We start from the raw sequence: 24,102 nt of genomic DNA, 5'->3' as shown, positions 1-24,102 counted from the left end.
GTAGGTTGCGTAGCCCTTCGACTCCGCTCAGGAACTGCGACAGCGAACTCTCCGCTAAATGCTCCGCCCAACAAATCCCAGAAAGTGTTGGGTTTCGTAAACTCAACCCAACCTACTGAGTTTCTGATTTCATAATTTTAGTTTAAGCTAGCAATCCATCGACATCAATGCTAAAACCGATCAGGATTTGTTGGGTGCTGGCGGTATCGCCGGATCTAAATGTCAATATTTGATTTTGAGTCATGACAAATATTAAATGACTTTCGGGAAAAACTAGCCAAACTTCCTGACAGCTAGATTCTAAATATTCCTGTGCTTTGAGAAAGACATCTTCAGCGATATCGGTGGGTGAAACTATTTCGGCAACTAAAGGGAAACTTTGGGGTAAAGTGGCAAGATTGCCAAATTGTGCAACTAATTCGGGTGTGAGATAAGCGACATCTGGGCGGCGAATTTGTTGGTTAGTGCGGCAAGGAACCTCGACATAAGCCTCTCCACCTTGTCCGCTAGAAATCATGTAATTTGCCCAAGCACAACCCAGGCTTGATTGAATTTTACCATGCTTGAGCGTGGCTCCATTTTTCTCCACAAGTTGGCCGTCTACCAATTCCATGTTGTCGGGCGGCTCGGTGATGAATTCTTTTACAGTAAAATTCTCCTGTACAGCAGTAGCAGTGACCATAGTTATTTCCTCGCTTTTACAAATCGGTTTCAGAACTTGCCTGTATGATGTTCGATCAAACCTTCACCAATGGCGCAAACTCCTCTAACTTCACTTGTAAGTCATCCACCAGCATTAAACGATACCTGCCGGTAGTTTTCAACTTGTGGAGAACATAACTAGCAAACTCATCTCGCCACTTTTTTCTATCAAGTTCATTCGAGATGTTCAGCGCTCTGATTGATAGGTTGTAAGGGTATTCTTCAAAGTTGAGCTCTTTATCATTTTCAAAATCATGCTTTCCTACTGTAAGAGTGATTGTTGAGTCACGAAACTCATACCAGTGGTCAATGCCATCAGAAACCAGCTCTAATTTAAGAGCCAATATAAACTCTAATTCTTTGATTAAATGTTCGATGTCCTGTGGAAAGTCTACAAAAATATCTAGTGTGCGAGACATAAAAACCTCCTTTATTGAAACTCAGTAAAAGTGATGTCATAGATATCGCCAATAATTCGGACGCTATCAATTTTTCCGCGTGTAATATTTTTCGCCCTCTGCAAACCTCGTTCAGCCTCAGCCTCTATCAACCCAGACACCCTAGCATCTATAATTATATCCCTAGCTTGTCCCCCTCGTCTAATCGAGTTGTTGATCTGATTTTTTACTGTCGCGCTTGTAGCACCGGCATCCAAACTTTTGAATTCAGTGCGTTTTCCATCTACCTCAGCATCGGGATTTCTACCTCCATCGGTTTTTTCCACCAAGGCTTTAACATTTTTTCCCTCTATTTCTAGAAATTCAGCGATCGCTCTTTCGGTTTCACCAAAAGCTCTTTCTGATTCATCAATACCGGGAATATTGCCTGAAGAATAGTTGCTCATAGATGGCTTATAGCTAAAGATATTCTCCAGATTCTTTGTTCCATTTTTTGACAATTTCATCCATTGCTGTACTGCTCTTACGCACTTGACGAGATAACTCTGTAAGCTCTCGCTGGATACCTTTGAATTTGATGCTTAGATCGCGCTTTGCAGTCATATCTATACTTTTGGTTGAAGACTCTACTTGGTCAAATTGCTCCCGCAACTTGACCAACATTTTCTGAAACTCCTCAATCCTGGCTTCAACTGATGACATGGCTTGTACCTCCAAGGGTTGTTTACAACTATTTATCTTTTGTTTGTTAGCCTACCCCAAAGTGTATCAGACACAGGAAGGTTAGGTTTTGGTCTTTTAATTTCAGGAGTATTTACAAAGTTAACACCATTTTCATTCTGGATGACAGCCCTTCCCTGACCTCTGTTTCCAGATGGAATTCTAGCAGCCATAAAATTACCTAAAAGATGCTCACTTGTTCCTTCCGAAACTCTGAAAATAACTCTCTCATCGAGTTGTTCTATTACTTGAGGGTCAATTAAGTTAATCGGTCTTTGCGTACAGTAGATTAAATGAATTCCCAGAGAGCGACCTTGAGTAGCATATTCCTGTAAATATCTTTCAGTATCTTCTCTCAGATCGCGATCTATATTCTCTATTCTAGCAGCTTCATCGACAATCACAAGAATTCGATGCTCTTCATAACCAAACTCTTTTAATTCTTTAATATCATCCACTCCTACTTCTTCATAGATTAAAATTTTCCTTCTATCAAATTCTTTGTCGTATATTTCCTTGAGAAAATCAGGATAATTATCTGGTTCTGTTTCTACATGAATATTAACTCCTGCTTTTTTTAATAAAAGGAACTGCTTTTTGGGATCGAGTACATAAACTTGTCGTTGAGGTTCGGCATAGAGAAATTGAAAAATTACCCAGAATAAAAAAATTGTCTTGCCAGAACCAGTGAGACCAGCAACTAAACGATGGGCAATCGAACTCCAATCAGAATACACGACACTCCCATCATCAGTAAGACCAACTATATACTTATCTCCTTTGATTGTGTGACCGTATTGTCTAAATATATCCTCAGCAGTTGGCTTGAACACGGGAGGTTGTTCTTGAGGAATACCCGGAACTGGAGTTTTACCAGGAATAACAATGCGGAAAAATCCGCTAATTTCTTCTAGCGTTGCATAGCGGTGTAAGGGTTTAAGGTCTTTGATCTGGGCTAGAGGACTTTTCCCAGAACTACTAAAAGATTGAGTGATGCCGGAAGGTGACGATCTTACAATTTCTCCTCTTGATGATGGTGGTAAAGCGGCGTTATTAAAATCTGCGAGATAAGAAGTAAATGGCTTCAGATAAACATCGGTAGATCCGTCACCTAATTCATTATTGTTGCTCTTAGGTTTTACGGGTTGTCTGATCGACTTATCCTCAAAGTCACCTTGCCAGCCTTTCCGTTCGATAGCCGTGCAAATCTCTACATTTTCAGTAGATTTTAAATTTTTCAAGAACTTTTGAGTATCCATATCACGACTCACGATTTCAACACAGTCTTGTTCTCCGTGAGTTTGGACTGATGTTGCACTTCTTACTAATTCCATTAAAACAGGGCGGATGTTACTTCTGGTTTGTGCTAGTGCTTTAATACTGTACTTAAATAAGTTGCTGTGCAGATAGGTAGTTTGATAGTGCTGATAAATGCTTAATGCTCTCTCAAAAAAGATATCTCTGCGATGACTTGTGACCTGTTGCAGTTGAGGTATCATCTGAGTGAGTGCTTTAGCTAACTCTGACCTATCTTCTGATTTTTGACAGACTTGCAGCGTGATTTCTAGTAAAAATTTTTCATTTAATCGATTTAGGATATCACACATATTTAACATATTGTTATTTTTGTTGGCTTCAAATAAATAAGGTACATAGTAGCCTTGCGAGTTGAATTCTTCCGGCTTCAGAGCTTCTCCAATATGGTTGACCCATCCCAAATCTTGACATTGATTTAACTCAGGCAATAGATCAAAATTGTAAAAAATGCTTAAATTTGAAATTTGAATAAAACTGATTATTTCTTCCCTGATTAGATTTAATTGTTGAGAATCATTGTACAAATAATTGAAGATAAAGTAAATTTTTAACCGTTCATGTTGAGAGTTGTTTGGGTCATAAAAGTAACGGAGAGAAAGCGTTAAGCCATTTGTGTTGCCTAAGCTGAGAAAATGCTGCAAAAGTCCGCGCTGACAGTCTGCGATTGACTGACGAACTTGATTGCCGTATGGCTCAATATACTTTTGAGAGTTGAGGTTAGGTAGTTCTGGAATCAGAAAATACAGAGGAAAAATGTGCGCCATGTATGTTTAGTATTTTTTTTTATTGAATTATTTTATTTTCTAATCCCTAAGTTTTTTGATGAATTGGTACATAAAAAATATTTCGTTTAGCGTGTATATAAACAGTAAAAGTAGGAAAAATATCCCGAAAAATATCAGTATATAAAGAATAATGCCGGATATTGAACCTGAAAAATACAAGGATTCAACATAATTTTTTTTAGGAAAAATATATTTATTACACTTCCTACAAATGCGAACGGTAGAAAAACTAAGCCCAGAGCCAAGGGTGCAAACCAACCAACATAAAAATAAAACAATATTGCTTCTATAAGAAGATTATTGTCTTTAATTTGTTCCAGAAAATCGGTAATTGTACATAATAAGTAAACTACAAGTATTATACCCAACCAAGGAAAAGGTCCAAGTATCATTGCCTGTATAAAAGGAGGTTGATTTTGAAAATCTAAAACCCTTGAATAAATATTTTGAATAATTGAATAAAATTTTTGAAGGGCAGATAAAAATAGCGGGTGATAGATCAAGAAGACTATCATGAAAGTCGCCAGGATAATAAAATCTCTAACAAATCTTATTTTCTCTCTCTTTTTTTCTTGTTTTGCTTGTTCTAAAGACTCGTCAGCCTTCCTTTTTAGCCATGATTTCTCATTGTATAAGCTTTCAATATGCTTAGACAATAAACTGTCGTACTCTTTTTGCTTGGAGGACAAAAGATTCAACACTTCGGTAGCGCCTTTATTACAGCTCAATATAGCATTCTGAAATATTTTCTCAATCTCTTTCTGATATTGCCTAGTAGAGGTTATTTCTCCCTCAATCTGTGCAATGCTAGTAAAATTATAATATTTTCGTGGTAAGCGAAACTGAAAATCTAGGGCTGTGAGTATATGAAGGGAATTCTGATCTAACTTGTCTTGATGCTGCTTAAGCAATGATACAGTTGCGTCTCTCACACTTGATTCACGGTGTTGGAGAAACTCTATAAGATTGCGGATTTTTTTATCTATATTAAAAGCATAAATTTTACCAATGCACTGAATAGCTTCAAGTTGCTCTCCTAGATGATCTTTAGTATCTAATATCAGCGAACCTCTGAGAGCTTGGATCAAAAATGGAACTGATGCTTCACCCAGTCGGACTACATTACCATACCAGTCCCTTGAAATAACGGCAGCTTTACCCCTAACCTCAGCTTTTAACCACGATCCAGCTTCGTTAATGGTTTTAGCGGCAAGCCGCCGGAGGTCAATATCAGTATTATCCAAGAAAGGTATCAGAGCTTTTGATAATCTTTCTCTTGTTTCAGAATCCTGATAGTTTCTATCTCTGAAAAGAGAGTCTGCCGAACGCAAACCAGCTTCGACAACCAACTTTTGTAAACCATAAGCCTGCGTCACCAATTCAAAACCTGCAACACCTAACCTAGTTAGAACATCGTCAACAATTTTTAGGGAATTAGCAGGAATTGATTGGAGTAACTGAAGCAAATGATTTTTCGGTGCGTACACCCAAAAATCAATAAATTCTTTATATCGGATAGGATCGCTCAATAAGTACCTATCAGTAAGACGTTTGAGATTTTCACTAATAATTTGCCTTTGAATATCCTCAGCAGACTTGAACAAGAACCTAGCTGAAACTATCTGAGGATATTTCAATTGCTGAATTGTCCAAGCTGCTGACAAACGAGTGAGTTCGCTACCTGATTGAGCCTCTTGGGACAATTTTTCAAATATTCTTTGGCTATGACACTTATAATCGTCCGGGTTAGGTAGCTGATAAATTTTATCTAAAGGTTCGTCAAGTCCGTCAATATAATCGAGATTGGCAAGTTTTGTTCTGATGGCTTGATTGCCAATATACGCAAAGCTCTGAAGCCCCATCGTCAAGCAAGATTGATCTCTGTACTTCAACAATTCTTCGAGAGCTTTTAAAGGTGCGTCCTGTCTTTTAGCTGTCTTCACAAAAAGTTCGATTCTTTCCCCATCATCGCGACAGTGGGGAAACTGGTCAAAAAAGTCTTTTCCCTTCTGGATGGGCGGGAATTTGCCACCGCCACTTCCCGGTGGTTGGATACCTAAAAAATCACTCATAACTCTCTACAACATCATAGTGTTTTGCAGCCACGCCTAAGCCTTGCAGCGCTAGAGCCCGCGTGGTTAGTGATGCTTGAGTTTCCCCGATATTGACGAAAAAAGGAACAGCGCGATCGGGATTGTTTTCGGCAAAATCGAAGAATGCTTTGATTTGTTCTCCTACATTCCGATAGCGATCGGGTAAATCGCCTCCGCCTGGGATGTTTGAAAGGTTACTCATGGGCTTAACTCAGATAGAGGGGGAAGCGCATGGAGAAATTATAACTGTTGTAGTCGAGCTTGTACCAATTTTTTGAATGTTTGCCACGAGTAATTCCTGTAGGGGCAATCCCCCCGTGGTTGCCCCGATCTTTCGGGCGGGCACGGGGGCACCGCCCCTACAGGGGGGGCAGGAGTTTATGAGAGTTACGCACAGCAAAGAAACCGGGTTTTTCACTTAGTTAAAGGCCGGGATGCCGTATTTTCGCAAAAAAACCCGGTTTCTAATCACCCGTGTTTCAGTCATAATTTAAAAATGTTGCAGCAAAGATTTCTCTTGTGCATAAACCTTTCGCAGCGACTCCAGCCCGATCGCACTTAACATCAATTTAATCACCCCCACCAAATTTCCCCACTCGAACAATTCAGAAACAGAAACAGCTTTCTGAAATCTCGCCGCATAAAAATCCACCCAAAAATCCGGCGCGTGTCTCTCTTTCTGACTCGCTATCCGGCGCTTCCAATAACCAAAATCTAAACCAGAGGGCGATTCCACTCCCAAAACAGGCGGAAAGTCGGCATAACTGACAAACCGACTCATGCCTTTAGCGTGCACGTACAGGATATGCGCCCAGCACTCGAAGCGATATATTTGTTCTACCTTGATTTTCAGCAGTCGCGCGATCGCCTCTTTCGTCACAAACCGGCTCAATCTGTGTCTGGGGGTTGATTTTGGTCGAAAGCTTGCTAACATAGTTGGTACATCCCACTTGATGGGAATTTTCAATGGTTGATACATCCCACTTGATGGGAATTTCAGATGGTTAATAAATCCCAGTTGATGGGATTTGAACTTTGATAGGCGATCGTCCTTGAGTTTTCCAGGCCTAGGGGCGATCGCTTTTTACAGTATAATTGTATGACTTATATCAATCATCTGTCAAGAGGTTATGGGTTTAATTAGATTGCGGGTTCGAGAGTTTGCTGCTGAGAAAGGCTGGACGATCAAAGAGGTTTCAGAGCGATCGGGCGTAGTCTACAGCACGCTGAGAACCTATGCCCGATCGCCCGGATTAGCAACAGTTGACGTGACAGCCTTGCACAAGTTGGCGAGGACTTTTGATGTGTTGATCGAAGATTTGTATGAGATTGTGCAGGAGTGAGCGATCACTTTTTACGATAAAATTTTATCCCAGAGTAAATCTAGTTTTCTGTCAATGGGTTTAATTAGATTGCGGGTTAAAGAATTTGCTGCTGAGAAGGGCTGGACGATCAAAGAGGTTTCTGAGCGATCAGGAGTCATTTACAGCACACTCACCACCTATTCACGTTCTCCGGGAATGGCAATGGTTGATTTTACTTGTCTGCTGAAGTTGGCACGTACTTTTGACGTGATGGTGGAAGATTTGGTTGAGGTCGTCAAAGAGTAGGCGATCGCTTTTTGGGATAAAACTATCCGATGATGGTACACCATCATTTGTCAAGTATGGGTTTAGTCAGGTTAAAAGTCAGAGAACTAGCTAGCGAGAAAGGCTGGACGCTGAAAGAAGTTTCAGAACGATCGGGAGTAATTTACAGCACCGTCAGACACTACGCCCGCTGTCCGGGAGTGTCCACCATTGACTTCATTTCCATACACAAATTGGCCCGAACCTTTGATGTGATGATTGAAGACTTGGTGGAAATTGTGCAGGAATAGTCGATCGCTTTTACAGACTAATTATCCAGTCAATAATATTACTCGACAGTTGCTAGCATCTGATTGACAGACTCACCCCGTTGTAGTGCTTCCCAATCAGATGTAACAGGTTGGTAAGAACAGTAACACACCACAATTCGCTCCTCAGTATCGGAAGCAAAAAACTGCTGAACGCGAGTAACTACCCAATCTCCATCTTTCCCGTGGGTGACTCCATTACCTGGGTCAGATAGATTTTCATAATCGCGGGTTTTCTCCCCTACTTGAGGAATTTCTGGGTTTTCTTCCCAAGTCCAATTTTCCCAAAGTATATTAGTTACACTGCCCCTCGGCATAAGCTGACGTTCTTCCCAGCCCGGATCACTCATGCTTTCGGTTTTGTAGACAATCCAGATTTTTTTTGCCATTTTTTTAAAGACGATCGCACAATCCCGTTCAATACTTCGACTATATCAGAGATGAAAGCTCGTGCATCGGTTAAAATAGAGAAGTCAGTTTGTGATTAATAAGTCTGAATGCCTACGTTACTCCGAGTCGGCCCATACCGTTTCTTCTGCTATGCGGGCGATCGGGATGAACCACCGCACGTTCACGTTGAGCGCGATCGATAAGAAGCTAAGTTTTGGCTTAGTCCAGTTCGCCTTCAAAATAATAAAGGCTTCAATCGTACAGAAATCAATGGCATTCAGAAACTTGTTGAAGAACATCAACAGCAATTATTAGCAGGTTGGAATGACTTCTTTAATGGTTGAGTTGCTAGAAATCCCCCAAGCACAAAACGTAGTTGTTACAGACGACACGCTAACAGTCGATCTATCTGATGGTCGTACTATTTCTGTTCCTTTAGCTTGGTATCCTCGGCTATTGCATAGCACACTAAACGAACGGAATAATTGGCGATTTATTGGTGGAAATGAGGGAATCCACTGGCCAGATATTGACGAAGATATTAGCATCAAAAATATTATTCTCGGTAAACCATCTGGAGAAAGTCAGAAGTCATTTCAGCGGTGGTTAGAGGAACGCGGGAAGATAGTCTACTAACAAACCTGGCTTTAATAATCCTCCTTATTTCTTAGTCCGCGCAGGCGGACTTCGTTTGACAAGAAGCGGTTTCAACCGCCGAATTATATCAAGTTTGGTTAATTGCTGATAAGAACCGGCCGGGCGGGTTTATGAGATTGTCGGTTTTAGCCAATTATTATTGGTGAACCCGCCCCTACAGGAATTATATCTATTTAACCGAACCTGATATTATCAAGGATCTAACTGTTAAAAAAAAGCGCCTGAGTTCCCCCAGACGCATACCATAAAATCAACAAATTGTCAACCCTAACCTAACCATTCAAAGCCTCAGCACCGCCGCAAACTTCCAGGATTTCCTGAGTAATTGCCGCTTGCCGCGCCTTGTTATAAGTCAGCGTCAAACTACCGATCAAATCGCTAGCATTCTCACTAGCATTATTCATCGCCGTCATCCGCGCCGCCAACTCGCTAGCAGCAGACTCTTGCAAAGCCCGCAGCAATTGGTTGTTCAAATACAAGGGCAAAAGAGCCTCCAGAATTTGCGCCGGATCTTGCTCGAAAATCATGTCTCTGGGCAAGCTTTTCGTAGGTGAAGCAACCTTCTCGCGCGATACTTGAAACTGTCCGCCTTGCGATGTCAAACGGAAGATTTCATCATCGGGAGTTTCCAAACCTTGGGGGTCGAGGGGCAGCAAAGTTTGAATTACCGGACGCGAACTAATTAGCGACACAAACTTGGTGTAAATTAGCTCAACTCTGTCCACAGTTCCTGACAGGAACAACGAAAGCAATTCGTCAGCAATTTGTGCCGCTTCCGGTGCTGTGGGAATTTGTTCTAAGTTAGCGTAAGTAGCATCAATCGGCTGTTCGCGGCGCTGGAAATACTGAGTAGCTTTGCGTCCTACCAACACGTATTTGTAGTCTAAGCCTTCAGCTTTGATTTCCTTAGCGCGATTTTCGGCGTATCGGATGATGTTGCTGTTGTAGCCGCCGCACAAACCCCGATCGCCCGAAACTACCAACAGTCCCACAGATCGCACTTCGCGTTTTTTCAGCAGCGGCAAATCCAAATTTTCAAACTGCAAGCGTTCCGCCAAACCGTATAATACCTCTGCCAGTCGATCGGCAAAAGGTCGAGTAGCAGTCACCTGTTCTTGAGCGCGGCGCACCTTTGCAGCGGCCACCAAGCGCATTGCTTCTGTAATCTTTTTAGTGTTCTTGACCGACTTAATGCGATCGCGAATAGTTTTCAGATTTGCCATAATTTTCTCCTTTTTTCTTAGCTTTTATTCTGAGTTCTTAGTTCCCAGCCATCAATTTTTAAGCTTAGCTACGGTAGGGATACGGCATTAACCATTGGTGTTAACTTAAGACTGAAACCCTGTGTCTCGATGTTTGTCTCGAAGTCTCGATCCCCCTAAATCCCCCTTAAAAAGGGGGACTTTGAGTGCTTCTAATCTCCCCCCTTACAAAGGGGAATTTTGAACGCTCTTGTCCCCCCCTTAATAAGGGGGGCTAGGGGGGATCTGTGACTTAACTAATGACCAATGACTAATGACTGATGACTAATGACTAATTACGCAGAAACCAAGAAACTTTGCTTGTATTCAGTGATGCCTTCTTTCAGCAGCTTCTCAGCTTCATCAGTCAAAGCTTTTCCGCCTTGAACAATTTCGCCGTACTTCGGCTTGCTAGTCCGCAAATAGTCGCGCAAACCAACAGTAAACTTGCTGACTTTTTCCACAGGAATGTCATCCATATAGCCGTTAATACCGGCATAGATTACAGCCACTTGTTCGTTCATCGGCAGAGGCGAACTTTGGGGCTGTTTCAACAGTTCCCGCAAGCGCTGACCGCGCGACAATTGATTCTGAGTAGCTTTATCCAAGTCAGAAGCAAACTGAGAAAATGCTGCCAGTTCTTCAAACTGTGCCAATTCCAATTTCACCTTACCGGCTACTTTTTTCATCGCCTTAGTTTGAGCCGCCGAACCTACCCGCGATACCGAAATACCGGGGTTTACTGCAGGACGCAAACCAGCGTTAAACAAGTCAGAAGAAAGGAAGATTTGACCGTCGGTAATCGAAATTACGTTCGTCGGAATGTAAGCAGAAACGTCACCTGCTTGGGTTTCGATAATTGGCAAAGCAGTCATGCTGCCTTCGCCCAAATCGTCGCTCAATTTAGCAGCGCGTTCTAGCAAGCGAGAGTGCAGGTAAAACACGTCTCCGGGATAAGCTTCGCGACCGGGAGGACGGCGCAGCAACAGAGACATTTGGCGGTAAGCTTGTGCTTGTTTGGAAAGGTCATCGTAAATGACCAAAGTGTGCTTGCCTTTGTACATGAAATACTCGGCTAAGCTAGCACCTGTGTAGGGAGCCAAGTATTGCAGGGTTGCGGGGTCACTAGCGTTGGCTGCTACTACGATCGTGTAGTCCATCGCGCCCTTTTCTTGCAGGACGTTGACGATGTTAGCTACTGTAGAAGCTTTTTGACCGATCGCCACGTAAACGCAGATCACGTTTTCCGATTTTTGGTTGATGATTGTGTCGATCGCGATCGCAGTTTTACCGGTTTGTCTGTCACCGATAATCAGTTCCCGCTGTCCTCTTCCCACAGGAATCATCGCATCAATAGCGGTAATTCCTGTTTGCATCGGTTCGTAAACAGAACGGCGAGAAACAATCCCCGGTGCCGGAGATTCAATCAAGCGAGATTCAGTAGTTTTAATTTCTCCTTTGCCGTCAATCGGACGGGCCAAAGCATCAACTACCCGTCCCAACATTGCTTCACCCACGGGGACTTCAGCAATTCTGCCAGTAGCAGTAACTGCCGAACCTTCTTGAATGCCGAGGCCTTGGCCCATCAACACTGCACCCACGTTATCTTGTTCGAGGTTCAGTGCAATGCCCACGGTGCCGTCGGCAAATTCTAGCAATTCCCCAGACATGGCTTTATCCAAGCCATAAATCCGAGCAATGCCGTCGCCTACTTGCAGAACAGTACCGACGTTAGAGACTTTTACATCTTGGTCGTACTGTTCAATTTGCTGGCGAATAATGCTGCTAATTTCGTCAGGTCTGATTGCTGCCATGTCAGTTGTTTGTTGTCAGTTGTTTGTTGTCAGTTGTCAGTTGTCAGTTATCAGTTGTTCAAAACTACCAACCGTTAACTGCTAATTAAATTAGCTAATAGTCATCAGCTATTAACTATCAGGAATTCAAGCGAATTCCCAGACGGCGCAATTGTCCCCGCAGGCTGGCATCAATTACTTGAGAGCCTACTTTGATTACCACACCGCCGATTAAATCTGCGTCTATTTTGGTTTCAATTTCTACGCTTCTAGCGCTGGTCATCGCCTGCACTTTCTCGCGCACAGTCTGCTGTTGAGCGTCTGAAAGCGGGACTGCCGATGTAACTTCAGCCAATACTGTTTGGTTTAGTTCTCGGAGCCTTGCCAAGTATTGTTTGCCAATCCCTTCTAAAAAAAGAATTCTTCCTTTGTCTACTAATAGCTTCAGAAAGCTGTGCATCAAGGGGCTCATTTCTTCACCCGCTATTTGCTGAATCACGGCTTTTTTAGCATCCGGTTTTATCAGCGGATTGGCTAAAAATTGACGCAAATCTTCCGAACCTTCTAGCAGGCTCAGTAAGGAACGAATATCTTCGCCGAACTTCTCTGAAAGATTGTTCGACTGAGCCAGTGACATCAAGGCAGATGCGTAAGGCTGTAAGACTTCTGTGCTGACTGTACTCACGTTTTAGCCTCCCAGTAACGCAATGCTGCGATCGATTAATTGGTGTTGAGCGCTGTCGTCTAAGCTAGTTTTTAGCTGGCTTTCCACCTTTGCTAATGCCAGAGATACAACCGCCGATCGCAGTTGGGCGATCGCTCTTTCCCGCTCCGCTTCCAACTCTTGACCTGCTGTTGCTCTCATTCGTTCAACGTCTTGCGCTGCCTGAGCTAGAATTGCTTCTTTTGCTTTCTGGGCAGTTTCTTCAGCAGCGGCACGAATTCGTTCCGCTTCTGCTTGCGCTTGAGTCAATTTTTGCTGTTGCTCTGCTAGAGCTGCTGCTGCATCTTTTTGGCGTTTTTCTGCTTCTTGAATCGCCTCTTGGATGGCCGAACGCCTCTCTGTCAGGATTTTACCTACAAATCCGCGCCCGAAATAAAACAGCACTGCAATAATAATGACCAGGTTAATCAGGTTGGTTTCTAAAATATCGAAATTTAAACCGAAACCACCTTCGCCGCTAGCTTCTGTGGCTAGCAATAAAACAGTCCCCATGATACTCTTCCATAATTGCGCGTGCAGATTGGGTGAAGCGATTTTAGATTTGAGATTCCATCAAAAATCTAAAACTCTTCTGTCTCGCTATTTGGCCAGCGACTGCCCTAATAGCTTTTCGAGAATTTGGCCGCTGAGCGCGTCTACTTGTTGTTCTAGTGAGCGCATTGCTTCTTGCTTTTGCTGCTCTATTTCTTGCCCAGCCTTTTCTCGCGCGACTTGAGCTTCTTGTTGAGCCTCAGCTACTTTTGCTGCCCCAATTTTTTGGGCATCAGCTTGAGCAGCAGCAATTACTGATTGAGACTGTTTGCGAGTTTCTCCCAGTTTTTGCTCGTACTGCTGCGCTAGTTGCTGAGCTTTTGCCAAGCGTTCTTTGGCGGAGACTTGAGTGTTGCGAATGTAATCGGCGCGATCGTCAATTGACTTGCTGAGCGGCTTGTAAAAAATTACATTCAAGACTGCGACTAGAATTAAAAACTGCACCGCCATCAGAGGCAGCGTAGCATCTATATCAAACAGTCCCCCTTCCTTAGCCGCTTCTTCAACTGCTAGTAATACTGTCCAGTGCATCATGATTTTTTGACGGCTTCCATCTAATTCGCTTAATCGATTTTAGATTTGAGATTTTGGATTAGAATCGCCAAAACCTCAAATCTAAAATTTCAAATTATTATGCGAAGGGGTTGGCAAACAGCAGCACTAGGGCTACGACCAAACCGTAAATTGTGAGCGCTTCCATGAACGCCAAACTCAACAGCAAGGTGCCGCGAATTTTACCTTCTGCTTCCGGCTGACGGGCAATCCCTTCTACAGCCTGACCTGCTGCATTACCTTGACCGATGCCAGGGCCGATTGCGGCTAAACCTACTGCCAAAGCGGCGGCAATTACGGAAGCGGCAGCAACTGTTGAGTCCATGATGATTTTCCTTATCTAAAGTACAAAATTGAGAGTAGAAAGTCTAGAGAATTGTCCGATGTGACGGGAGGAAGTTTGAGATCAGAAATTTTCTTTTTCCTCCTTCATTCTTCGCCGTTTATCGTTAGTTAATCGTGGTGTTCTTCGCCGTGACCGCCTTCTAGAGCTTCACCTATGTAGGCTGCGGCTAAGGTTGCAAAAATCAAAGCTTGAATTGCACTGGTAAATAGTCCCAGAACCATCACTGGCAGAGGAACAAATAAAGGCACTAGCAACACTAGCACTCCGACCACCAATTCGTCCGCAAGAATGTTGCCAAACAAACGGAAACTCAGGGACAGAGGCTTAGTGAAATCTTCTATGATTTTGAACGGCAACATGAAAGGCACCGGTTCAACATAGTGGGCGAAATACCCCAAGCCGCTTTTGCTGAGACCTGCATAAAAATATGCTAGAGAAGTCAGCAGTGCAAATGCTACCGTGGTGTTGATGTCAGCGGTAGGAGCTCCCAATTCACCTGATGGCAGCTTAATCAGCTTCCAAGGAATTAGAGCGCCAGACCAGTTTGACACAAAGATGAACAGAAATAATGTACCAATAAACGGTACCCAAGGGCGATATTCTTTTTCCCCAATTTGGTTTTTAGCCAAGTCCCGAATAAATTCCAGCGCATACTCCATAAAATTTTGCATTCCGCTGGGAATTCGCTGGATTTTGCTGGTTCCTAAAATCGAAACTACGACTAAAACGGCAATTACAAACCACGAGGTTAGAAAAACCTGCCCGTGCACTTTCAGATTGCCGAGTTGCCAGTACAACTGCTGGCCAACTTCCAATTTGGCGAGGGGGAAACGATTAAAGGTGTTTAGAACGTCAAGCATTGCCATTCAACGGGCTTCCCCATACAAATCGATGAGTTGAGTTTTGCTCGAATTGCCTGACTTACCTGTAGTCTAGTGCTAATGCACTTCGGATCACGTAAACCATCAGCGCAGCTTTGTAAGTCAGAAATCCCAAAAATATCGGTAAAATCTGTAGCTGATTCCACTGTGTTCCTACTATCATCACCGCGAAAAACAAACCGAGCCTTGTCTTGCTGATGCGTTGATTTTGGCTGCCGATTCGTTCAACGTCTCTAGCCAACATCTTTAAGTAAACCACACCTGTGCTCGCCCCAAGCAAATAATTCAGGGCAATGTTGAGGGAGTAAAAAATCCAAACGGAGATAAAAATAATCGCCGTAAAAGCAAGGGTGTACGCCAACAACTCTTGTTGGAGGCGATAAAAGTCTTGCATGGGATTGCTTGTCTCGGACGAGACTGTCGAGACTGTCGAGACAGTGCCAGCTTGAGGAATATCCTCGGTTGCTGGTGTGGGTTCGGTGGGTGTGTTTTGCGTGTTCACGAAGCTCAGAAACTAATGCAGGTAGCAGGCGAGTGCTTTGCAAACTCAGAAAAATAATACCACGCTGCGGTAACAATACTTAAAATTAAATTAATCATACTTGTCGGAATTTGGTGTCGGGCGCTTCGGAAACCTCAAGCCGTTAAATGTCCGATCGACCTCACGCTACCTTTCCCACCGCCAGGCCCACTTTTTTATACTTTGTTCTCACTTGTCTCACTAAGTAAGTCTCACTAAGTGAGATATGGACAGAGGACGATCGCCCGAATCGATGAGGTAACTCTCCCTTGTCTGCCTCTGCGCCCTCAAAGTCAATTAAAACTTGATCTCATTCAATAACCTTAAACTCTTGAAGCGCCGGAATGAAATTTTTATTCTCGTGGCTCGATCGACTAAGCTTAATCAAAGCAAATCGCTGTAGAGGCTGCAAACTCGCCCACTGTGCCAAAGAAATTGTCACGCCGAACTCTTGCGCTTTTGCAGAAACAGACTCCGGTACAGTTGCAGCATCCATCCAGGGGGGATTTTCATCAACAGCCAAATCAGTTCCCGGTTTGCCTGTCTGTTGAATTAATACTTGGTTTAGCTGTTCTCGGTAATCTTGAATTTCTGCACTTGTCGAGCAAGGTTTATCTACAAGAGTTTGACGTTCTGCTTGAGTAAAGTGATTCCAATCCTGCAACTTCAATTTAATGCCGCAAGTATCTAATTTGAGACGTACTTGCATCGGAATGCAGCGCAGGGCTTCTACAAAGTCAGCTTCAAATTCAAAGAACATAGATATACAAATTTGTGAATGAGATTTTTTTTATTAACCGCAGAGGCCACAGAGGGCGCAGAGTAAGAGAGGATGGGGAAGGTGAAAAGAATTTGATGCAGGTTTATTGCTCTTTATCAATAATTGCAGAAAATCGAGTCAGCATTTATAATTAAATAATATTACAAACTATTGACATGGATACCGTAGACTACCTTCGGATTAGCTTGATAGACCGCTGCAACTTCCGCTGTCTCTACTGTATGCCAGAAGGTAGCGAGTTGGACTATGTATTGCAGCAGCAGTTGTTAACTCACTCGGAATTGCTAACTCTGCTGCGCGAAGTTTTTATACCCGTGGGATTTACCAAGTTTCGCTTGACAGGTGGGGAACCGCTGCTGCGGCCTGGGGTGGTGGATTTGGTAAGGTCGATCGCCTCGATGCCGGAAACGCGAGATTTGTCAATGACAACTAATGGCTTTTTGCTGGCGGGAATGGCGGAAAATCTCTACAATGCTGGTTTGCGCCGGATTAATATTAGTTTGGATTCCTTGGAACCAGAGACTTTTGATAAAATAATTGGTAGTCGGGGACGATCGCGATGGACGCAGGTTTGGGAGGGAATTCAAGCGGCTTATCAAGCTGGATTTGACCCGCTGAAACTGAATGTTGTGGTAATTCCCGGTGTGAATGACGGCGAAATATTGGATTTAGCGGCGTTAACAATTAACCGGAATTGGCACGTTCGATTTATTGAGTTTATGCCGATCGGCAATGGGGATTTATTTGGCGATAAGGGTTGGGTAGCCTCAGCCGAATTGCGGCAACAAATTAGCGACAAATACGGGTTAGCGGAGTCGGGTGTTCGCGGAAATGGGCCGGCGGATGTGTTTCAAATTCCGGGGGCGAAGGGCACTTTAGGATTTATCAGCCAAATGTCCGAGTGTTTTTGCGATCGCTGCAACCGGATGCGTTTGTCTGCTGACGGGTGGCTGCGGCCTTGTCTGCTGAACGAAACCGGGCAAATTGACTTGAAAACTGCTTTGCGGAATGGGGTGTCTACGGTTGAATTGCGCGATCGAGTGCGGCACATATTAGAGATGAAACCGGAGATTAATTTCAAGCAGCGGGATTCGGGAACTACTCAAGGAAATTACAGCCGCACCATGTCTCAAATCGGTGGCTAATTATCTTTAGTGCGATCGGTCATTTATATACTTATTCGTAGGTTGGGTTGAGCGAAGCAAAACCTAACTCTCTCTGAAAGTAACAACTTGGGTTTCGTTCCTCAACTCAACCTACAACTACTATAGCAATCCTTGCAGGAGTCGTAAAAAATAACTACTCATTTAGGATGGCTATATGCTTGCACAGTAAGCATTATAAATAACTCATTTAGCCGATATTCTTTGTTGAAGTACGGCTAATTCTATGCCTTTGGGGACTTGGAAATCACTCTGAGGGTAGAGCCTGGTTAATACCTTAACGAGTTACATTGGATACAAATGAAGGAAAAACCAAAAGTTCTCTAAACTCCCTAAGCTAAAAGCTGTTAAGCATTTAAACTCATGAGCCAAACACCCCTGAATCTTGACAGTAAATCGAAATAAGTGATTTAAATGCTCAACAGCTTAGCTCAAGTTTTCCAACCAGAGCATCTCCTACAGACAAATACTTTTTGAATAGTTGTGGCGAAGATAATTATGAAACCTAACGAAGAAAATAGCTCTAGCCGTGAAATTCATCAAGAAGTTCACACTGATGCAACTAACGGTCACGTCAGTACAACGCGAACCACTACAAGTGTTCCGAGTACAACGGGGAAGGCTTCTAAAGAAGCAGCTCATCACCAAGGTTATGTACAGGGTCAAATGGCGGAAAATCACCGCCAAGTTGGAGTCCAAGAAGTCCGCGATAATGAGAATGCTGGTCGCGGGTTACTGTTAGGAATTCTTCTTGCTTCTTTGGCAGGCTTAGTTCTGGGCAGTGTATATTACTTCAATCGGAGTGAGGAGGCTCCTACTCCTGCTTCTGCTCCTGTGATTGTTGTACCGAAAGCGAATCAACCTTCAGCAACACCTGCTCCGACTCGGACTATAGAGAGAGAAAAAACGATCATTGAAAGGGTTGTTCCGGTTCAACCAAGTCCAGCTCAAAACGCTACGCCTGATCCTCAACCAAGTCCAGCTCAACAGGCAAGTCCGGCTCCTCAAGCAAGTCCGGCTCCCAATATCAATATTACAATTCCAAATTCACAGCAGCAAGATGCACCCGCTCAGGAAGCAGCGCCGTCTCCATCTTCGCCGTCAAATAATACCAATACTACGGTTCCGACTCCGCAGAATGAGCCAGATTCCACTCCAACAACTCCAGCACCTGAGAGTTCAGCTACTCCATCTCCCACTCAAAATGATGGTGCTTCTGGAGCAGGTACCAGCGGCGAAACTAATACCGAAAGCCGGAGCGATTCTAATCCGACAGATACGGCTGTACCTGATAGCAACTCCGGCGCAGAGGGTGCGACTGGTTCACCACAATAAAAGTTTGATGTCGAATTAGTCCGCCAGGGGTTCAAACCCCAGACTCATAGCTAAAGTCCTTTAAAGCTGATATCTGGCACCATTCTCAAGAACAGGCAAGATGCCTGTTCCACAAAATATAAATTTTCTTGTGGAACAGGCCGAAAAGCCTGTTCATAAAAGGCTTATTGAGAATGGTGCAACATATTAGTTAAAGAGGACTTTTTTTAGGGTTTAAAGTGAAATCTTGCACCATTATCAATAAGCCTGCTATAGGCGGGATATCCTGCCCAACCCCTACTCCCCACAAGAAAATGCACTTGTTGTGGAACAGGCTCGAAAGCCTGTTAAGCGAGAATAATGCAACATCTCAGACTAACCGCACATTGTGGCTGAACTCAAGAAACCAGGTTTCTGCGATGGAAAACGTTTTAAGATTTTGCCAAGCTATCCTAAGAAACTGTTTGGTGAACTAATTTAACTTTCCCTAAAGCCGTCTTTCTGCTGTCAAATAGTTTCATCACCCCGGAGGAGATGGTCTCGATGACATCGGGAGAACAGTAAGAGAGAAACTCTTCCGAGGAAATATGACCGGCAAAAAACTCTTGAGCTTTCTTCAAAAAGTTTTCAGTTTCAGCAAAACCGATAGATTTGATAATAAACGTAGCTACGGGAGAGTTTTTAATATCATAGGGAGATTCTTGATTTCGTCCTATTGCTAACAAATTTAAAACCTCTTTTTCCAACTGAGTTTCTAATGGGTAGGCAATCTGTTTGTTGGGCAAGTAATCCTCCAAAACTGAGGTCTTAAATCCGGGTGCGCGCAATTCTCCCATCATAGTAGAAAGCGGAATATCGCGCCCCAAGCGGTAGGAAAGAGCTTCTAAAATGGCGATGGTAATTAGCTTGATACCCAGATAAAGTTTAGCAACTTCGATATTTTTGCGAGTTCGGGCAATCAGGTTAGCGTAGGTTGCATCGTCCGGCTCTTGCATAAACTGCTGGAAAACCAGCTCGGGTTTGAGGAAGTTCAAAAATCCTTCCATTTTTTGCAGAGACCTGCGATATCCGGCAACAGTATAGGAATTAACATTGGTCAATTCGTGGTTGGTTTCTGGCATCAAATTCCAGGTATTGTCTAAGAAATTAGAGGAATTTGGAGATGCAAAATTCTCGACATCTCTATTTGCTAACCTGACTGCACGCTTGACAATTTCTAAGGTTTGGGCATCGCTCCATCCCAAGTTAAAATCGCGATTTGCACTTGCTAAACGCTGGTACAAAAGTTCGATCGCGCTCAAACCACTGGGCGAAACGGGACGAAAAGGGATAGTAGCTTCGATGCAAGCTGTGATCTCAGCGATCGTACTAGCTGGCAAAAAAGGCTCCAAAGATTTGGCAGCAATAACGGCACTCAAAAATTCGTTTTGACCGGCAAACGGAGAGAGAGTCTTGCCGGGAATAAACCCAAATACTGAGGCCACTAGGTGATACATGGCATCGTCGGGCAGTTCGGTTTCATCTCTAATAACTAACTGCGATCGCACCTCTTTGACAAAAGGACAAAGGGCGCTGCTAATATTGAAACTAACGCCCTGATCGACTTGCACGTACACGAGGTCGTGAAACAGTGCAGCCAGCACCTCGATCGGATCGACTGACCCCCCGACCTCAAAAATGTGTTCCGACGTGTGAAAGTAGCGCCAAGGCCCTCTCATCGTTTGAATAATTAGCTCAGCTATCTGCTCCAGCTTTGGAATGTCTACTCGACCTCCCAATTGCTCGATCGAGCTTACCAAGCAATCCAAGCACCGTTTTTGTTCTGCCAAAAGCTCCATTTACACACCTCCAGTGCATTCCCTGATTGTCTTGCGCTTGATTGCATGGTATCAAAACGCGCTGCGATCGTGCCATAATTCGTCACTCAAAAATTTCAAATTTTAGGGTGAAACAGAGAGAGGGGGCGAGGGAAAGAGAAAGAAGGAGGAAGAGCGAGGGAGAAGGAGGGAGAGGGAGAGCGAGAAATTAAATATTAAAAATTCGGCCGTTGTGGAGATTCGGGCAACTTGGGCGATCGGTATCATAAATTACAGTAAAAATGACAAAAAGGGGGTATAAACTTGATGAATTTTTGATGAAATTATGAGGGGTTTTTGACAAAAGCTGTGGGTGGGTGGCATTGACACCAGCTTCAAGCTGCGGTGGTCTAAATACTGCGTGTGGCCTCAGAATAAGAGTCCTAGACGTGCTGATAAACCTCTTGATATTTGCGCTGATACACTTCAGTTGATTAGCTTTCGGGCAGTTGGTCTAAAGCTTCCTCGCTCGCCACTTTAACTGCTGCCTTGGTTTGCTGTGACCTCCCCCAATCTAACACTAACAGAACTTACGCAACTGTCAATCGATTTTAGATTTTAGATTTTAGATTTTAGATTGAAGCATTGACTTGCGCGAGATAAATTCGGGGGCTTGCTTATCGGATACACGTTTTTGATTTCTCCACGGATGAATCACGTGGCGGGTATCCTGGATGCTTTCGGTCACAAGTGATACTGGCACCATGCAGCACAAAATCAGACAATAAACATGGGAACATCGGGGCGTTTCAGTGGCTCAATTAAATAATGGGACAACATCAATCGAGCTTCAATACCCCCTTAATCCCTTCGTCCCCCTCTGCTGCGACTTCGTATGTTTAGAAGCAATTTAAATCGCCGAATCAACTGTTAAATACCCAACTTTTTTAAGAAGTCGGGGATCGGGGGATTGTGTCTTTTGAGCCGCTGCTGACAAGCGAATTTCAAAGGTGGTACCCGCCACGTGATTTATCCGTGGAATCAATCCCAAATCGAAAATCGAAAATCCTCAAGAAAGAGCATTTATCCGTGGGGTCGCCTCTAAAATCTAAAATCTAAAATCTAAAATCGATTGACTTACTGCATTCGATCGATCGTCCGATACTGCACCGCCTCCGCCACATGATTCGTTTTCAAGCTTTCATCCCCCGACAAATCAGCAATAGTTCTAGCAACCTTCAAAATGCGATCGCTAGCCCTCGCCGACAGCCCCAACTTCCGAATCGCCATCTCCAATAAATTCCGAGAAGCATCATCCAACTGACACCATGTGTTAATGTGACTGCTTTGCATTTCCGCATTGCAGCGCAAACTAGATTCCGACTGAAAACGGCGAGTTGCGAGCTCTCGCGCCCGCTGCACCCTCACCCGCACCGGTTCCGACTCTTCCCCCGTCGGCTGTCGCGTAATTTCTTCCGGTTTCAAACGATTAACGGCCACTTGCAAATCAATCCGATCCATCAAAGGCCCGGAAAGTTTTGCCCAATATTGCTCCCTCTTTTGCGGCGAACAAGTACACTGTTGAATCGAGTCGCCGTAATAACCGCAAGCGCAAGGATTCGTACTCGCAACTAAAGTGAATTGAGCCGGAAACATCACCGATTGTCTAGTTCTAGAAATGGTCACATAACCATCTTCCAGCGGTTGCCGCAAAAACTCCAAAACATCTCTTTTAAACTCAGTTAATTCATCCAGAAAAAGTATGCCGCGATGTGCTAAAGAAATTTCACCCGGACGCGGAAAACTGCCGCCACCGACAAGAGAAGGGCCAGATGCCGAATGGTGAGGACTGCGAAAAGGTCGATCGCCCACCAAGCTTCCCTTATCCTTCAATAACCCAGCCACCGAATGAATTTGAGTCACATCCAAAGCTTCATCAAAAGTCAGCGGCGGCAAAATACCCGGCAAACGCCTCGCCAACATCGTCTTACCGCTCCCTGGCGGCCCCACAAAAATTAAATTGTGTCCCCCCGCAGCCGCAATTTCCAAAGCCCGCCGCGCGTGAATTTGCCCCTTTACATCCTTTAAATCTAGACCCGAAAACCGCGTTTTTGCTAACTCTTCTCGACCGTTTACTTCTACAGGCGAATAAACTTCAGGATTGTTCAAAAAATCAGTAACTGCAAAAATATTTTCAAAACCATAAACAGATATTCCGTGCACCAAAGCCGCTTCCTGCGCGTTACCAGCCGGTACAACCAATCCTGAAATACCCATTTTTTTAGCAGCAGCGGCGATCGGCAAAACCCCAGCCACAGGCCGCAAACTCCCATCTAAAGAAAGTTCCCCTAAAAACAAATAATCTCCCAAAAGTTCAGCGCTGACTTGTTCGGATGCTGCCAAAATCCCAATGGCGATCGGCAAATCAAAACTCGGCCCCTCCTTCCGCAAATCCGCCGGAGTCAAATTAATCACAATACTCCGCATCGGAAAAGCATATCCCGAATTTTTCAGCGTAGCCTTAACCCTTTCTTTAGCTTCTTGCACCGCAGAATCGGGCAACCCCACAACCACAATTTTCGGTAGCCCCCCTGACACATCAGCCTCAACACCCACCTTTACCGCGTCAATTCCAACGATCGATGCACTCCAAACCCTAGCAAGCATTTTTCTTTATCCTTAATTTGCCTGTCCTTGATTCATGATCTATTATGATTAACAATGACTAATGAATATCGGGAGAGGCAAGAAAAACTTTTCCTTGCCTCTTCTTTTTCTCCTCTTCCTTCTCTCCTGCTGGGTCTTCCCTCGAACCTCTTCCCAACATCCGTTACATCCGTTACATCCGTTACAGAATCCGTTGCCGAACTTCCCTCGTTAACACCCATGACAACTCAAGAAACGCTTTTCAGCAAAATCATCCGCAAAGAGATTCCCGCAGACATCGTTTATGAAGACGACTTGGCCCTCGCGTTCCGAGATATCCATCCGCAAGCACCCGTCCACATCCTCGTCATTCCCAAACAGCCTATTGCCAAATTAGCCGATGCCGAGTCAGAAGATCATGCTCTCATGGGACACTTGCTGCTGACTGTCAAACGGGTAGCAGAACAACTCGGACTTAGCAACGGCTATCGCGTCGTCATTAATAGCGGCAGCGACGGCGGCCAAACTGTAGACCACCTGCACCTTCACATTCTCGGCGGTCGCCAGATGAAGTGGCCCCCAGGCTAAAGCCTAATTTTGACGCAGAACTTGCGGACTTGTCCTCAGAAACCCGGTTGATGTCTATTGCCAAGCGCCTCAGAAACCGGGTTTCTTTTTTCGTCAATAAACCCGGTTGATTGGAGATTATTGAGAATAGACTTGAATTGCAAAAATAATTAGGACGGGCTAGAAGCCCATCCCACAAATTTTTTTTCTTGTGGGATGGGCTTCTAGCCCGTCCTAAAATTTAATTAAAAGAACTGTTGCAATCTTGTCTAATGCAGCCCGATCGCA

The 24,102-nt window shown here is 44.0% G+C and carries 28 protein-coding genes and 1 pseudogene; 8 read left to right on the top strand and 21 right to left on the bottom strand.

Going from position 1 to position 24,102, the window contains the following annotated elements:
- Positions 1–142 precede the first annotated feature (142 nt).
- The 8 genes from QT987_RS01660 to QT987_RS01625 form a co-directional block, all read right to left on the bottom strand.
- Positions 143–682, bottom strand: a complete 540-nt coding sequence (locus QT987_RS01660; RefSeq protein WP_333236715.1) for a Uma2 family endonuclease — start codon at positions 680–682, stop codon at positions 143–145.
- A 55-nt stretch (positions 683–737) separates the two neighbouring features.
- A complete protein-coding gene (locus tag QT987_RS01655) occupies positions 738–1,121 on the bottom strand; it encodes a hypothetical protein (protein WP_333236713.1) in 384 nt (127 codons plus the stop codon).
- A gap of 11 nt (positions 1,122–1,132) precedes the next feature.
- Entirely contained in the window at positions 1,133–1,546 is a 414-nt protein-coding gene (locus tag QT987_RS01650) for a CdiA C-terminal domain-containing protein (RefSeq protein ID WP_333236710.1), read from the bottom strand.
- A gap of 13 nt (positions 1,547–1,559) precedes the next feature.
- A complete protein-coding gene (locus QT987_RS01645) occupies positions 1,560–1,802 on the bottom strand; it encodes a hypothetical protein (RefSeq protein WP_333236708.1) in 243 nt (80 codons plus the stop codon).
- A 32-nt stretch (positions 1,803–1,834) separates the two neighbouring features.
- Positions 1,835–3,901, bottom strand: coding sequence for an FtsK/SpoIIIE domain-containing protein (locus QT987_RS01640; RefSeq protein ID WP_333236706.1), 2,067 nt, complete (start codon positions 3,899–3,901; stop codon positions 1,835–1,837).
- A 134-nt stretch (positions 3,902–4,035) separates the two neighbouring features.
- Positions 4,036–5,994, bottom strand: coding sequence for a hypothetical protein (locus tag QT987_RS01635; protein ID WP_333236703.1), 1,959 nt, complete (start codon positions 5,992–5,994; stop codon positions 4,036–4,038).
- Positions 5,987–6,217, bottom strand: coding sequence for a hypothetical protein (locus tag QT987_RS01630; protein WP_333236701.1), 231 nt, complete (start codon positions 6,215–6,217; stop codon positions 5,987–5,989). The genes QT987_RS01635 and QT987_RS01630 overlap by 8 nt, the downstream gene beginning before the upstream one ends.
- 288 nt (positions 6,218–6,505) lie before the next feature.
- Entirely contained in the window at positions 6,506–6,994 is a 489-nt protein-coding gene (locus tag QT987_RS01625; RefSeq protein ID WP_333236698.1) for a hypothetical protein, read from the bottom strand.
- A 151-nt stretch (positions 6,995–7,145) separates the two neighbouring features.
- Between QT987_RS01625 and QT987_RS01620 the strand changes: the two genes are divergently transcribed.
- From QT987_RS01620 to QT987_RS01610, 3 genes are read left to right on the top strand one after another with little or no spacing between them, the layout of a single operon-like run.
- Positions 7,146–7,358 carry a helix-turn-helix transcriptional regulator gene (locus QT987_RS01620; RefSeq protein ID WP_333102803.1) on the top strand — a complete coding sequence of 71 codons (213 nt, stop codon included), beginning with the start codon at positions 7,146–7,148 and terminating at the stop codon, positions 7,356–7,358.
- Positions 7,359–7,412: 54 nt separating this feature from the next.
- The gene (locus QT987_RS01615) at positions 7,413–7,625 is read left to right on the top strand and encodes a helix-turn-helix domain-containing protein (protein WP_006631112.1); all 213 of its coding nucleotides are present in this window, start codon (positions 7,413–7,415) and stop codon (positions 7,623–7,625) included.
- A gap of 56 nt (positions 7,626–7,681) precedes the next feature.
- Positions 7,682–7,894, top strand: a complete 213-nt coding sequence (locus tag QT987_RS01610) for a helix-turn-helix domain-containing protein (RefSeq protein WP_190735550.1) — start codon at positions 7,682–7,684, stop codon at positions 7,892–7,894.
- Positions 7,895–7,932: 38 nt separating this feature from the next.
- On the opposite strand, the gene QT987_RS01605 is transcribed toward QT987_RS01610, so the two are convergent.
- Entirely contained in the window at positions 7,933–8,301 is a 369-nt protein-coding gene (locus tag QT987_RS01605; protein ID WP_333236696.1) for a hypothetical protein, read from the bottom strand.
- 117 nt (positions 8,302–8,418) lie between these two features.
- Positions 8,419–8,601, bottom strand: coding sequence for a hypothetical protein (locus tag QT987_RS01600; RefSeq protein ID WP_333236694.1), 183 nt, complete (start codon positions 8,599–8,601; stop codon positions 8,419–8,421).
- Between QT987_RS01600 and QT987_RS01595 the strand changes: the two are divergent.
- Both QT987_RS01595 and QT987_RS01590 read left to right on the top strand, forming a co-directional pair.
- Positions 8,563–8,646 (top strand): annotated as a pseudogene (locus QT987_RS01595) (hypothetical protein); the annotation flags it as partial. The gene QT987_RS01600 and the pseudogene QT987_RS01595 overlap by 39 nt on opposite strands.
- The gene (locus QT987_RS01590; RefSeq protein ID WP_333236692.1) at positions 8,627–8,938 is read left to right on the top strand and encodes a DUF2442 domain-containing protein; all 312 of its coding nucleotides are present in this window, start codon (positions 8,627–8,629) and stop codon (positions 8,936–8,938) included. The pseudogene QT987_RS01595 and the gene QT987_RS01590, both read left to right, overlap by 20 nt.
- Before the next feature lie 293 nt (positions 8,939–9,231).
- On the opposite strand, the gene QT987_RS01585 is transcribed toward QT987_RS01590, so the two are convergent.
- From QT987_RS01585 to QT987_RS01545, 9 genes are all read right to left on the bottom strand, one after another.
- Positions 9,232–10,182 carry a F0F1 ATP synthase subunit gamma gene (locus tag QT987_RS01585; RefSeq protein ID WP_006631110.1) on the bottom strand — a complete coding sequence of 317 codons (951 nt, stop codon included), beginning with the start codon at positions 10,180–10,182 and terminating at the stop codon, positions 9,232–9,234.
- Positions 10,183–10,496: 314 nt separating this feature from the next.
- Entirely contained in the window at positions 10,497–12,014 is a 1,518-nt protein-coding gene (gene atpA / locus QT987_RS01580; RefSeq protein ID WP_333037344.1) for a F0F1 ATP synthase subunit alpha, read from the bottom strand.
- A 118-nt stretch (positions 12,015–12,132) separates the two neighbouring features.
- Entirely contained in the window at positions 12,133–12,678 is a 546-nt protein-coding gene (atpH, locus tag QT987_RS01575; protein ID WP_333168389.1) for an ATP synthase F1 subunit delta, read from the bottom strand.
- Between the two features lie 3 nt (positions 12,679–12,681).
- A complete protein-coding gene (locus QT987_RS01570; RefSeq protein ID WP_333154051.1) occupies positions 12,682–13,209 on the bottom strand; it encodes a F0F1 ATP synthase subunit B in 528 nt (175 codons plus the stop codon).
- 87 nt (positions 13,210–13,296) lie between these two features.
- Positions 13,297–13,782 (bottom strand): F0F1 ATP synthase subunit B', encoded by a 486-nt coding sequence (locus QT987_RS01565; RefSeq protein WP_333054530.1) that lies wholly within the window; start codon positions 13,780–13,782, stop codon positions 13,297–13,299.
- Positions 13,783–13,879: 97 nt separating this feature from the next.
- Entirely contained in the window at positions 13,880–14,125 is a 246-nt protein-coding gene (gene atpE / locus QT987_RS01560; protein WP_242717122.1) for an ATP synthase F0 subunit C, read from the bottom strand.
- Positions 14,126–14,253: 128 nt separating this feature from the next.
- Positions 14,254–15,012, bottom strand: coding sequence for a F0F1 ATP synthase subunit A (atpB, locus tag QT987_RS01555; RefSeq protein WP_242717111.1), 759 nt, complete (start codon positions 15,010–15,012; stop codon positions 14,254–14,256).
- Positions 15,013–15,067: 55 nt separating this feature from the next.
- Entirely contained in the window at positions 15,068–15,529 is a 462-nt protein-coding gene (locus QT987_RS01550; protein ID WP_333236690.1) for an ATP synthase subunit I, read from the bottom strand.
- 328 nt (positions 15,530–15,857) lie between these two features.
- Complete coding sequence (locus QT987_RS01545; protein WP_333236688.1) at positions 15,858–16,307, bottom strand: nitrate reductase associated protein; 450 nt, start codon at positions 16,305–16,307, stop codon at positions 15,858–15,860.
- A 176-nt stretch (positions 16,308–16,483) separates the two neighbouring features.
- On the opposite strand from QT987_RS01545, the gene moaA reads away from it, so the two are divergent.
- Positions 16,484–17,473, top strand: coding sequence for a GTP 3',8-cyclase MoaA (moaA, locus tag QT987_RS01540; protein ID WP_333236686.1), 990 nt, complete (start codon positions 16,484–16,486; stop codon positions 17,471–17,473).
- A gap of 516 nt (positions 17,474–17,989) precedes the next feature.
- A complete protein-coding gene (locus QT987_RS01535; protein WP_333236683.1) occupies positions 17,990–18,826 on the top strand; it encodes a hypothetical protein in 837 nt (278 codons plus the stop codon).
- Positions 18,827–19,257: 431 nt separating this feature from the next.
- Here QT987_RS01535 and QT987_RS01530 read toward each other — a convergent pair whose 3' ends face one another.
- Both QT987_RS01530 and QT987_RS01525 read right to left on the bottom strand, forming a co-directional pair.
- A complete protein-coding gene (locus QT987_RS01530) occupies positions 19,258–20,643 on the bottom strand; it encodes a hypothetical protein (protein ID WP_333236681.1) in 1,386 nt (461 codons plus the stop codon).
- Positions 20,644–21,738: 1,095 nt separating this feature from the next.
- The gene (locus QT987_RS01525) at positions 21,739–23,268 is read right to left on the bottom strand and encodes a YifB family Mg chelatase-like AAA ATPase (protein ID WP_333236679.1); all 1,530 of its coding nucleotides are present in this window, start codon (positions 23,266–23,268) and stop codon (positions 21,739–21,741) included.
- 219 nt (positions 23,269–23,487) lie between these two features.
- Here QT987_RS01525 and QT987_RS01520 point away from each other — a divergent pair, with 219 nt between their 5' ends.
- Positions 23,488–23,835, top strand: a complete 348-nt coding sequence (locus QT987_RS01520; RefSeq protein ID WP_172188364.1) for a histidine triad nucleotide-binding protein — start codon at positions 23,488–23,490, stop codon at positions 23,833–23,835.
- Positions 23,836–24,102: the final 267 nt, after the last annotated feature.

It is taken from the genome of Microcoleus sp. SVA1B4 (assembly GCF_036700545.1).
Taxonomy (GTDB): Bacteria; Cyanobacteriota; Cyanobacteriia; order Cyanobacteriales; family Microcoleaceae; genus Microcoleus.
This window is presented reverse-complemented; position numbering and strand designations above follow the sequence as displayed.

Excerpts from the sequence above, each read along its gene's own strand:
- QT987_RS01660 (WP_333236715.1), bottom strand. The coding sequence starts at position 682 with ATGGTCACTGCTACTGCTGTACAGGAGAATTTTACTGTAAAAGAATTC.
- atpB (WP_242717111.1), bottom strand. The coding sequence starts at position 15,012 with ATGGCAATGCTTGACGTTCTAAACACCTTTAATCGTTTCCCCCTCGCC.
- atpA (WP_333037344.1), bottom strand. The coding sequence starts at position 12,014 with ATGGCAGCAATCAGACCTGACGAAATTAGCAGCATTATTCGCCAGCAA.
- QT987_RS01630 (WP_333236701.1), bottom strand. The coding sequence starts at position 6,217 with ATGAGTAACCTTTCAAACATCCCAGGCGGAGGCGATTTACCCGATCGC.
- QT987_RS01570 (WP_333154051.1), bottom strand. The coding sequence starts at position 13,209 with ATGGGGACTGTTTTATTGCTAGCCACAGAAGCTAGCGGCGAAGGTGGT.
- QT987_RS01565 (WP_333054530.1), bottom strand. The coding sequence starts at position 13,782 with ATGATGCACTGGACAGTATTACTAGCAGTTGAAGAAGCGGCTAAGGAA.
- QT987_RS01605 (WP_333236696.1), bottom strand. The coding sequence starts at position 8,301 with ATGGCAAAAAAAATCTGGATTGTCTACAAAACCGAAAGCATGAGTGAT.
- QT987_RS01620 (WP_333102803.1), top strand. The coding sequence starts at position 7,146 with ATGGGTTTAATTAGATTGCGGGTTCGAGAGTTTGCTGCTGAGAAAGGC.
- QT987_RS01635 (WP_333236703.1), bottom strand. The coding sequence starts at position 5,994 with ATGAGTGATTTTTTAGGTATCCAACCACCGGGAAGTGGCGGTGGCAAA.
- atpE (WP_242717122.1), bottom strand. The coding sequence starts at position 14,125 with ATGGACTCAACAGTTGCTGCCGCTTCCGTAATTGCCGCCGCTTTGGCA.
- QT987_RS01585 (WP_006631110.1), bottom strand. The coding sequence starts at position 10,182 with ATGGCAAATCTGAAAACTATTCGCGATCGCATTAAGTCGGTCAAGAAC.
- QT987_RS01530 (WP_333236681.1), bottom strand. The coding sequence starts at position 20,643 with ATGGAGCTTTTGGCAGAACAAAAACGGTGCTTGGATTGCTTGGTAAGC.
- QT987_RS01600 (WP_333236694.1), bottom strand. The coding sequence starts at position 8,601 with ATGTTCTTCAACAAGTTTCTGAATGCCATTGATTTCTGTACGATTGAA.
- QT987_RS01655 (WP_333236713.1), bottom strand. The coding sequence starts at position 1,121 with ATGTCTCGCACACTAGATATTTTTGTAGACTTTCCACAGGACATCGAA.
- QT987_RS01545 (WP_333236688.1), bottom strand. The coding sequence starts at position 16,307 with ATGTTCTTTGAATTTGAAGCTGACTTTGTAGAAGCCCTGCGCTGCATT.
- QT987_RS01645 (WP_333236708.1), bottom strand. The coding sequence starts at position 1,802 with ATGTCATCAGTTGAAGCCAGGATTGAGGAGTTTCAGAAAATGTTGGTC.
- QT987_RS01650 (WP_333236710.1), bottom strand. The coding sequence starts at position 1,546 with ATGAGCAACTATTCTTCAGGCAATATTCCCGGTATTGATGAATCAGAA.
- QT987_RS01640 (WP_333236706.1), bottom strand. The coding sequence starts at position 3,901 with ATGGCGCACATTTTTCCTCTGTATTTTCTGATTCCAGAACTACCTAAC.
- moaA (WP_333236686.1), top strand. The coding sequence starts at position 16,484 with ATGGATACCGTAGACTACCTTCGGATTAGCTTGATAGACCGCTGCAAC.
- QT987_RS01625 (WP_333236698.1), bottom strand. The coding sequence starts at position 6,994 with ATGTATCAACCATTGAAAATTCCCATCAAGTGGGATGTACCAACTATG.
- QT987_RS01520 (WP_172188364.1), top strand. The coding sequence starts at position 23,488 with ATGACAACTCAAGAAACGCTTTTCAGCAAAATCATCCGCAAAGAGATT.
- QT987_RS01590 (WP_333236692.1), top strand. The coding sequence starts at position 8,627 with ATGACTTCTTTAATGGTTGAGTTGCTAGAAATCCCCCAAGCACAAAAC.
- QT987_RS01610 (WP_190735550.1), top strand. The coding sequence starts at position 7,682 with ATGGGTTTAGTCAGGTTAAAAGTCAGAGAACTAGCTAGCGAGAAAGGC.
- QT987_RS01525 (WP_333236679.1), bottom strand. The coding sequence starts at position 23,268 with ATGCTTGCTAGGGTTTGGAGTGCATCGATCGTTGGAATTGACGCGGTA.
- QT987_RS01615 (WP_006631112.1), top strand. The coding sequence starts at position 7,413 with ATGGGTTTAATTAGATTGCGGGTTAAAGAATTTGCTGCTGAGAAGGGC.
- QT987_RS01535 (WP_333236683.1), top strand. The coding sequence starts at position 17,990 with ATGAAACCTAACGAAGAAAATAGCTCTAGCCGTGAAATTCATCAAGAA.